Below are 7,867 nucleotides of genomic sequence, written 5' to 3'. Positions count from 1 at the left end.
TACGCTGCCTGATGCGAAACAGGGTTCCCCCGTCTGAAGACGGGCGGTCCAAAATGGCCCCGCAATCCGGGTGCGCGCGGCAGGCGCGCAACCCAAGGTTGCAAGACCGGGCGTCAATGCTTGGACATCTGACCGTTAAGCAATTCAAATAACCGATTGGTTACCGGGCTTTAGCTGGTCGGCGGCACAGGATGTGCCGCGATGTCCCCCCCAAGGCGAAGTGACTCGCAAGGCTGAAGTTATCAAGTCCGACGAGGCCCTTACAACAGCACAACGCGCTTGACTCGGACTCTCTCGGAGGGAATCGGAGGGCTGTTGCCGATGGGTGGCAGGCAACCGCCGGGCACGAAAAAAGGCGCCGCTTAAGCAGCGCCTTTGATCTCAGTCGCTTGTCAGCGTGATCAGGCGATAGCCTTCACACGCGAGGACAGGCGCGACATTTTGCGGGAAGCAGTGTTCTTGTGCACGACGCCTTTGGTCACGCCACGCATCAGCTCGGGTTGAGCGGAGCGCAGTGCAGTTTCGGCGGCGTTCTTGTCGCCCGATGCGATCGCCTCTTCCACCTTGCGAAGGAAGGTGCGGATACGCGAGCGACGTGCCTTGTTGACGTCCGTGCGACGTTCAATCTGACGGGCACGTTTCTTCGACTGAGGCGAGTTGGCCATATTCGTATCGTCCCATGGTTCGGGGTTTAGCAATCTGAAGCCGGGTCCTTAAGGCCGAGTCGTCCACAAGTCAACAGGCCAAAGCCATTCCCGGGCCGGTTCGGTGGAAAACTCTGCCTTTGGGGCATCGAATCCGTTTGCGTCAGGGCGAGGGAGGCGCAAGATAGCGGGGCAGCAAGGGAGGCTGGGCCCTGTCGGATGCCGTGGTGCGGGCCGTGCGTCAGGGGGCGATTCCCTCTGGCGGGGCCCGAAATCCGGGAAGGAGGGGGCGGTGTACAGCTACGACGTCATCGTGATCGGGGCGGGGATTGCCGGGCTGTCGCTGGCCAGCCTGCTGTCCGGTCGCGCCCGCGTCGCGGTGCTGGAACGCGAAGCCCGCCCCGGCACCCAGGCCACCGGGCGATCCAGCCCGATCCTGTCGCTCAGCTTCGGCCGCCCCGAGGTGAAGGCGCTGACCTGCGCCTCCGAGGCATTCTTCAGCGAGTCCCAGGACCCCGGCCTGTCGCATCCGCGCGGTCTGGTCTTTGTCGCCCGTCCCGATCAGCGCGCGGCGCTGCATGCGCGGGCGGCCCGGCTGGCGCCGCTGGCCCGTCACCGCTGGATCGACCCCGAGGAACTGGCGCTGCGGATCCCGCTGCTGCGGCCGGGCTACGCGGTCTCGGCGCTGATGGAGGACAGCGCGCGCGACATCGACCTGGCGGCGTTGCAGGCCTGCCACCTGGAGCAGATGCGGCGTAACGGGGCCCGGCTGCTGGCCCCGGCCGAGGTGCTGCGGCTGGAGCGTCACGGCGGCGCCTGGCGTGTCGTCACCGAGGCCGGCACCTATGTCGCCCCCGTCGTCGTCAATGCCGCCGGGGCCTGGGCGGGCCAGATTGCGGCGCTGGCGGGGACCCGGCCGGTTCCGCTGGCGCCCCTGCGGCGCACGGCGCTGGTGCTGAACGCCCCGCCCGAGGTCGTTCCCGCCCTGCTGCCGATGCTGGTGGATGCCGAAGACGCCTTCTACGTGAAACCCGACAGCGACCGCCTGCTGGCCTCGCCGGCGGATGAACGGCCCAGCCTGCCGCAGGAGGCCCCTGCGGCGGCGCTTGATGTCAGCCTCTGTGCGGACCGGCTGCGGGCGCTGTCGCGCTGTGACCTGGGGCCTGTGGCGGAATCCTGGACCGGCCTGCACACCTATGCCCCAGACCGCGTGCCGGTCTGCGGCTTTGATCCCGGGCGCAAGGGATTCTTCTGGCTGGCGGGGCAGGGGGGATCGGGCATTGCCACCGCCCCGGCGCTGGCGGCGCTGGCCGTGGCACAGATCACCGGCGATCCGGCGCCCTGCGATCTGCGCCAGTGGGGCGCAGATCCTGAACGCCTGTCGCCGGCGCGCTTCGCCTGAGGGCTCAGCGGTCGCGGAACTGCGGTTCGCGTTTTTCCAGGAAGGCGGTCATGCCCTCCTTCTGGTCCTCCGAGGCGAACAGCGCGTGGAACAGGCGGCGTTCGTACAGGATGCCCTCCGACAGCGGCGTCTCATAGGCGCGGTTCACCGCCTCCTTGGCGGCCATGACGGAAATCATGCTCTTCTCGGCAATCTTGCCGGCGGCGGCCATCGCCTCCTCCAGCAGCTTTTTCACCGGCACGACGCGGCTGACCAGCCCGGAACGCTCGGCTTCGGCGGCATCCATGAAACGCCCGGTCAGGTTCATGTCCATCGCCTTCGACTTGCCGACAAAGCGGGTCAGGCGCTGCGTGCCGCCCATCCCGGCGATGACGCCCAGGTTGATCTCGGGCTGGCCGAACTTGGCGGTTTCCGAGGCGATGATGAAATCGCACATCATCGCCAGCTCGCAGCCGCCGCCCAGGGCATAGCCCGAGACCGCCGCGATGATCGGCTTGCGGATGCGCGCGATGGCCTGGGTCTCGGCGGTGAACATGTCGCCGGCGAAGGCATCGGTAAAGCTCTTCTCGGCCATCATCGCGATATCCGCCCCGGCGGCAAAGAACTTCTCCTGCCCGGTGATGACGATGCAGCGCACCTTGTCGTTCTTCTGCGCCGCACCCAGTGCTTCGGCCAGCTCGCCCAGCAGCACGTCGTTCAGCGCGTTCATCGCATCCGGCCGGTTCAGTCTGACCAGCGCGATATGGTCCTCGATTTCGACGATCAGCGTCTCATAGGCCATGGGTTAGGTGTCCCTTTGCTCGAGATTTAGGGTCGATTCCCTAGCAGGATGGGCCGGTTGATCAAGTTATCTTTGACATTGCGGGCAGTGGAAGCTGGATCTGCCTGACTGGACGATGCGTCGAATCGTGGTCCCGCAGGTCCGGCAGGGCGCGCCCTCGCGGCCGTAGACGTCGAAATTATGCTGGAAATAGCCCAGTTCCCCATCGGCCTGACGATAATCGCGCAGGCTGGATCCGCCCGCCGCAATCGCCTCCTCCAGGACCTCCCGTATGACGGGTGCCAGGGCCTCCAGACGCGCTGTTGCAATCCTGTCACAGCGCCGTGCCGGGGAAATGCCCGCCCGGAACAGCGCCTCGCAGACATAGATGTTGCCCAGCCCCGCGACGACCGACTGGTCCAGCAGACCGCTCTTGATCGGGCTCCTGCGCCCTTTCAGCGCCGTCACCAGCGTCGCGCCGGAAAAGGCATTGCCCAGCGGCTCGGGCCCCAGCCCCGCCAGCAGCTTGTGCGCCTCGGCCCGCGCCGTCTCCACCAGGTCCATCGACCCGAACCGCCGCGGATCGTTGAAGGTGATCCGCGCCCCGTTCGACATGTCCAGTACCACGTGGTCATGCTTCTGCACCGCCGGATGCTCATGCACAAAGCGCCCCAGCGGGTCGCCCGACACCGTCATCCGCCCCGACATGCCCAGATGGATCAGCAGGCTTTCCCCCGATGCCAGATCCGCCAGGATGTATTTCGACCGCCGCCGCAGCTGCAGCACCTTCTGCCCCGCCAGCCGCTCGGCCATGCGTTCCGGGAAGGGCCAGCGCAGATCCGGCCGGTTCACCGCCGCCCGCTCGATCACCGCCCCCTCCATCGCCGGAGCAAGACCCGCCTTCACCGTCTCGACCTCGGGCAATTCGGGCATCGGCCCCTCCATTTTCTTGTTCCAAATACCTCGGGGGGAGGCTCCGCCAGGAGCCGGGGGGCAGCGCCCCCCTGCGGCCCACCGCCGCCTCTCACGACGCCCTGCATTGCAGCCGCCCGCCCGCGCCCTATAAGGAAGGTCAGCACATCAGGCAATTGCGGCCCCGGCAAGAGGCCCCCTTTCAAGGCCCGAGGATCCATGGACGAAAAGACCACCCATTTCGGCTTCACCGACATCCCCGAAAGCGAGAAGGCTGGCCGCGTCCAGGGCGTGTTCAACTCCGTCGCCTCGAAATACGACGTGATGAACGACGCCATGTCGCTGGGCATCCACCGGGTCTGGAAGGATGCGATGATGGACTGGCTGGCGCCGCGCCCGGGGCAGAAACTGCTCGACGTGGCAGGCGGCACCGGCGACATCTCGTTCCGCTTCCTCAAGCGCGCGGGCCATGGCCACGCGACCGTCCTCGATCTGACCGAACCCATGCTGGTCGAGGGCCGCAAGCGCGCCGAGGCCGCCTCGATGGCCGACAGCCTCGACTGGGTGACCGGCGACGCGATGAAACTTCCGTTCCGCGACAACACCTTCGACACCTACACGATCTCCTTCGGGATCCGGAACGTCACCCGCCCCCAGGAAGCCCTGAACGAGGCCTACCGCGTCCTGAAACCCGGCGGCCGGCTGATGGTGCTGGAATTCAGCCAGATCCCGACGCCGGCGCTGCAATGGGCCTATGACCGCTACAGCTTCAACTGCATCCCCGTCATGGGCCAGATGATCGCCGGCGACCGCGACAGCTACCAGTATCTGGTGGAATCGATCCGCAAGTTCCCCGACCAGGAAACCTTCCTCGACATGGTGCGCACCGCGGGCTTCGAGAACGCCAAGTACCGCAACCTGACCCTGGGCATCGCGGCGCTGCATTCCGGCTGGAAGATCTGATCCATGCGCGGACCGCACAACATCTGGCGTCTGGTACGCACCGGCGCCACCTTCGAACGCACCGGCGCCATGGGCGCGATCCTCGATGCCTATGACGCGCCGCCGCTGCTGCGGCTGGCCGCGCGGGTCATCGGCTGGCCGTTCCAGTTCCTGGGCTTCGATGGCGACCCCGAGATGGCCCCGGTGCCGCGCGCCCTGTCGGCGCTCGGCCCCGCCTACATCAAGTTTGGCCAGATCCTGTCGACCCGCCCCGACGTGGTGGGCCCCGACATGGCCCAGCAGCTGCGCGTCCTGCAGGACAAGCTGCCCCCCTTCGGCCCCGAGGAAGCCCGCCGCGTCATCGAAAGCGAACTGGGCGACAAGCTCGACGCGCTTTATGACGAATTCTCGGCCCCCGTCGCCGCCGCCTCGATCGCCCAGGTGCACCGCGCCCGGGTCCGCGACACCGGCGAGGAGGTCGCGGTCAAGATCCTGCGCCCCGGCATCGAACGCGCCTTCCGCCGCGATGTCGACGCCTTCTACCTGGCCGCCAGCCTGATCGAGATCCTCTCGCCGTCGTCCCGCCGCCTGCGCCCCTCGGAGGTGATCAAGCATTTCGACGGCGTGGTGAAATCCGAGCTCGACCTGCGGCTCGAGGCCGCCTCCGCTTCGGAATTCGCGGCCAATACCAAGGGGGATGCGGGCTTCCGGCTGCCGCGCGTGCACTGGGGCCTGTCGTCGCGCCGGGTGATGACCATGGGTTGGGCCGAGGGCATCCCGCTGGGCGACAATGCCGCGCTCGACGCCGCCGGGATCAACCGGACCGAGCTGGGGGAACGGGTGCTGACGCTGTTCCTGAAACACGCGCTGCGCGACGGCTTCTTCCATGGCGACATGCACCAGGGCAACCTCAAGGTCTCGGCCGAGGGCGAGCTTCTGGCCTATGACTTTGGCATCATGGGGCATATCGACGAATACACCCGCCGGGTCTATGCCGAGATCCTCTATGGCTTCATCCGCCGCGACTACAAGCGCGTCGCCGAATGCCATTTCGAAGCCGGCTACGTGCCCGCCGACCGCGATGTCGATGAATTCGCCCGCGCCCTGCGCGCCGTGGGCGAACCGATCTTCGGCATGGATGCGACCCGCATCTCGATGGGGCGGCTGTTAAGCTATCTCTTTGAAGTCACGGAACGTTTCGGAATGCAGACCCGGACCGAACTGATCTTGCTGCAGCGCACCATGGTGGTGGTCGAAGGGGTGTCGCGCTCGCTGCATCCGCAGATCAACATCTGGGAAGTCGCCCAGCCCGTGGTGCAGGAATACATCGCCAAAAGCATCGGCCCCCGGGCGCTGGCCCGCGATCTGGTGGTGACGGCCAAGGTCATGGCGCGCTTCGGCCCCCGCCTGCCGGCGCTGGTCGAAAAGGCGCTGATCCAGCAGGTCGATGATGCCGCCGCGCCGAAATCCGACCGCTGGACGATGCGTCTGCTGTGGGGGGCGGGCGGTGCCGTGCTGGGGGCGCTGCTGGTGGCGGCGCTGTCCGGCAGCCTTTAGATCCGGGCCAGGGCGGCATCAAAGGCCGCCAGTTCCAGCGCGGCTGCGGTGGAGTCCCGATCCGAGCCGCGCGCCGCGCGCCCCAGGCAATAGGCGGCGATGCGCAGGTGCAGAAGCGGGCTCAGCGCCGCATGGCGCTGCGCCCCGGCCTGGTCACTGCCCCAATACAGGCTGCGGACCCGGGCGGCAAAGGGGGCCGGCAGCGGGGCACCGCGATAGAGCATCTGCATCGCCGGAGACAGCATCAGGGCCAGGTCGTGACAGGGATCGCCCCGGCCCGGGCACTGCCAGTCGATCAGCCGCAGCCCCCCGGGGGTCAGGATCACGTTGCCGGGCACCGGATCGCCATGCAGCAGCACCGGGCGGATGGGCGGCACCGGGACGCAGGGCAGACGCGCCATCCTTTCCTGGATCTGAGGCATATGTTGTGTGTGTTCTGCGATCTCCCGCCTAAGAATTGTGGGATCAGCCGGGATCTGACGCAGTGCCACCGGAGATTCTCGGCGATGCAGGTCGTGCATCAACCCGGCCAGTAAGTCTGGCTTCGGGGATGCCGGGGCCTCGGCCCAGCTGGGCCCGGGCAGGTGGTCATAGATCACGCAATCGCCATGCGCGGTGTGCAGATGCGCCACCAGCCGCGGTGCCAGCCCCTGGCCTTCCAGCGCCTGCAGCACCTGCGCCTCGGCCGCAGCATCGTTGGGAAACAGCGCCGAGGCGGCCTCGGGACGATAGAGTTTGATCACCTGCGGTCCCTGGGCGCTGTCGGCCCGCCAGGCCAGGTTGCTGCGCCCGCCCGACAAGGGCTGCCAGTCCGGCGCCAGCCGCAGCCCGGGGTGTGCCGCGCGGATCGCTTCCGCCAGCCGCAGGGCCCCCGTCTGTGCTGCACTGCCGTCCATTTGCCCCGCCTGTCACCGCCTGAGGCCTACCTAGGCACGGGCGTCGGCGCAGGCAAGCGTCAGTCTGGCTTGCGCAGCCCCGAGATCGCCTCGGCCGCCACCAGGTCACCGGCCCGGGTGATCAGCATGGTCTGGCCGCCGACCAGCCGCGCCTCGGTCACCGGGGTGTAGCTTTCGGCATCGCTGGTCGAAAGCAGCGCTCCGTCGGAATAGCTCTCGACCTGGAAGGTGTAGCTGCCCTGCGGCAGGGTGGCGCCGCCGGTGCTGGTGCCGGCCCAGCTGACGGTATCCGCCCCGGCCGAGATCTCTTGCCGCGAGACGACGGTACCCGCAGCGTTGCGCACCACCAGCACGGCGGCATCGGCGCCGGTATCCACCGACGGGGCCACGGTGATCGGGGTGCCGTCGAAATAGGCCGGAGAGGTCGAGCGCGCCTCCATGCCGACCCAGTTCGCCAGATCCGACATCCCGGCCGAGGCCATCTGCCCGACCAGCGATTCCAGCAGGTTGTTGGTCAGCACCTGCTGCTCGACCGAGGAGAACGTCGCCAGTTGCACGGCGTAATCCGACGAATCCACCGGGTTCAGCGGATCCTGGTTCTGCAGCTGGGTCGACAGCATTTTCAGGAAGGTCTCGAAGTCCGAGCTGATCACCGGCGTGGCGCTGGTGTTCACGGACGAAGCCTGCAACGTGCTGGAGGTCGCGGTCGTTGCGGCGGTGGTGCTCTGGATATCGGCCATGTCGGTTCTCCGGG

At 67.4% G+C, this 7,867-nt stretch carries 8 protein-coding genes; 3 read left to right on the top strand and 5 right to left on the bottom strand.

The genetic code is table 11. The features are described 5' to 3' along the window. Positions 1–401: 401 nt before the first annotated feature. Positions 402–665, bottom strand: a complete 264-nt coding sequence (gene rpsT, locus AC2ITM_RS16935; RefSeq protein ID WP_160896191.1) for a 30S ribosomal protein S20 — start codon at positions 663–665, stop codon at positions 402–404. A gap of 271 nt (positions 666–936) precedes the next feature. On the opposite strand from rpsT, the gene AC2ITM_RS16930 reads away from it, so the two are divergent. Beyond that, positions 937–2,046: an NAD(P)/FAD-dependent oxidoreductase gene (locus AC2ITM_RS16930; protein WP_486467786.1), complete on the top strand. Its 1,110-nt coding sequence runs from the start codon at positions 937–939 to the stop codon at positions 2,044–2,046. A gap of 4 nt (positions 2,047–2,050) precedes the next feature. Here the strand turns inward: AC2ITM_RS16930 and AC2ITM_RS16925 are convergent, their stop codons facing one another. Together AC2ITM_RS16925 and mutM are read right to left on the bottom strand one after the other, a co-directional pair. Continuing rightward, entirely contained in the window at positions 2,051–2,827 is a 777-nt protein-coding gene (locus AC2ITM_RS16925; RefSeq protein WP_486467785.1) for an enoyl-CoA hydratase, read from the bottom strand. A 66-nt stretch (positions 2,828–2,893) separates the two neighbouring features. Then, entirely contained in the window at positions 2,894–3,739 is an 846-nt protein-coding gene (mutM, locus tag AC2ITM_RS16920) for a bifunctional DNA-formamidopyrimidine glycosylase/DNA-(apurinic or apyrimidinic site) lyase (protein WP_486467784.1), read from the bottom strand. Positions 3,740–3,937: 198 nt separating this feature from the next. Here mutM and ubiE point away from each other — a divergent pair, with 198 nt between their 5' ends. After that, on the top strand, positions 3,938–4,681 hold the full coding sequence (ubiE, locus tag AC2ITM_RS16915; protein ID WP_486467783.1) for a bifunctional demethylmenaquinone methyltransferase/2-methoxy-6-polyprenyl-1,4-benzoquinol methylase UbiE: 744 nt from the start codon (positions 3,938–3,940) through the stop codon (positions 4,679–4,681). Positions 4,682–4,684: 3 nt separating this feature from the next. Continuing rightward, on the top strand, positions 4,685–6,217 hold the full coding sequence (gene ubiB, locus AC2ITM_RS16910; protein ID WP_486467782.1) for a 2-polyprenylphenol 6-hydroxylase: 1,533 nt from the start codon (positions 4,685–4,687) through the stop codon (positions 6,215–6,217). Here ubiB and AC2ITM_RS16905 read toward each other — a convergent pair. Continuing rightward, positions 6,214–7,113 carry a phosphotransferase family protein gene (locus AC2ITM_RS16905; RefSeq protein ID WP_486467781.1) on the bottom strand — a complete coding sequence of 300 codons (900 nt, stop codon included), beginning with the start codon at positions 7,111–7,113 and terminating at the stop codon, positions 6,214–6,216. The two genes, ubiB and AC2ITM_RS16905, sit on opposite strands and share 4 nt — an antisense overlap. Positions 7,114–7,172: 59 nt before the next feature. Next, entirely contained in the window at positions 7,173–7,853 is a 681-nt protein-coding gene (locus tag AC2ITM_RS16900) for a flagellar hook capping FlgD N-terminal domain-containing protein (protein WP_486467780.1), read from the bottom strand. Between the last annotated feature and the right edge of the window lie 14 nt (positions 7,854–7,867).

The organism is Pseudooceanicola sp. NS-SX9, from assembly GCF_057380705.1.
Note: the sequence above shows the minus strand (reverse complement) of the source record. Positions and strands in the feature narration are given on the sequence as shown.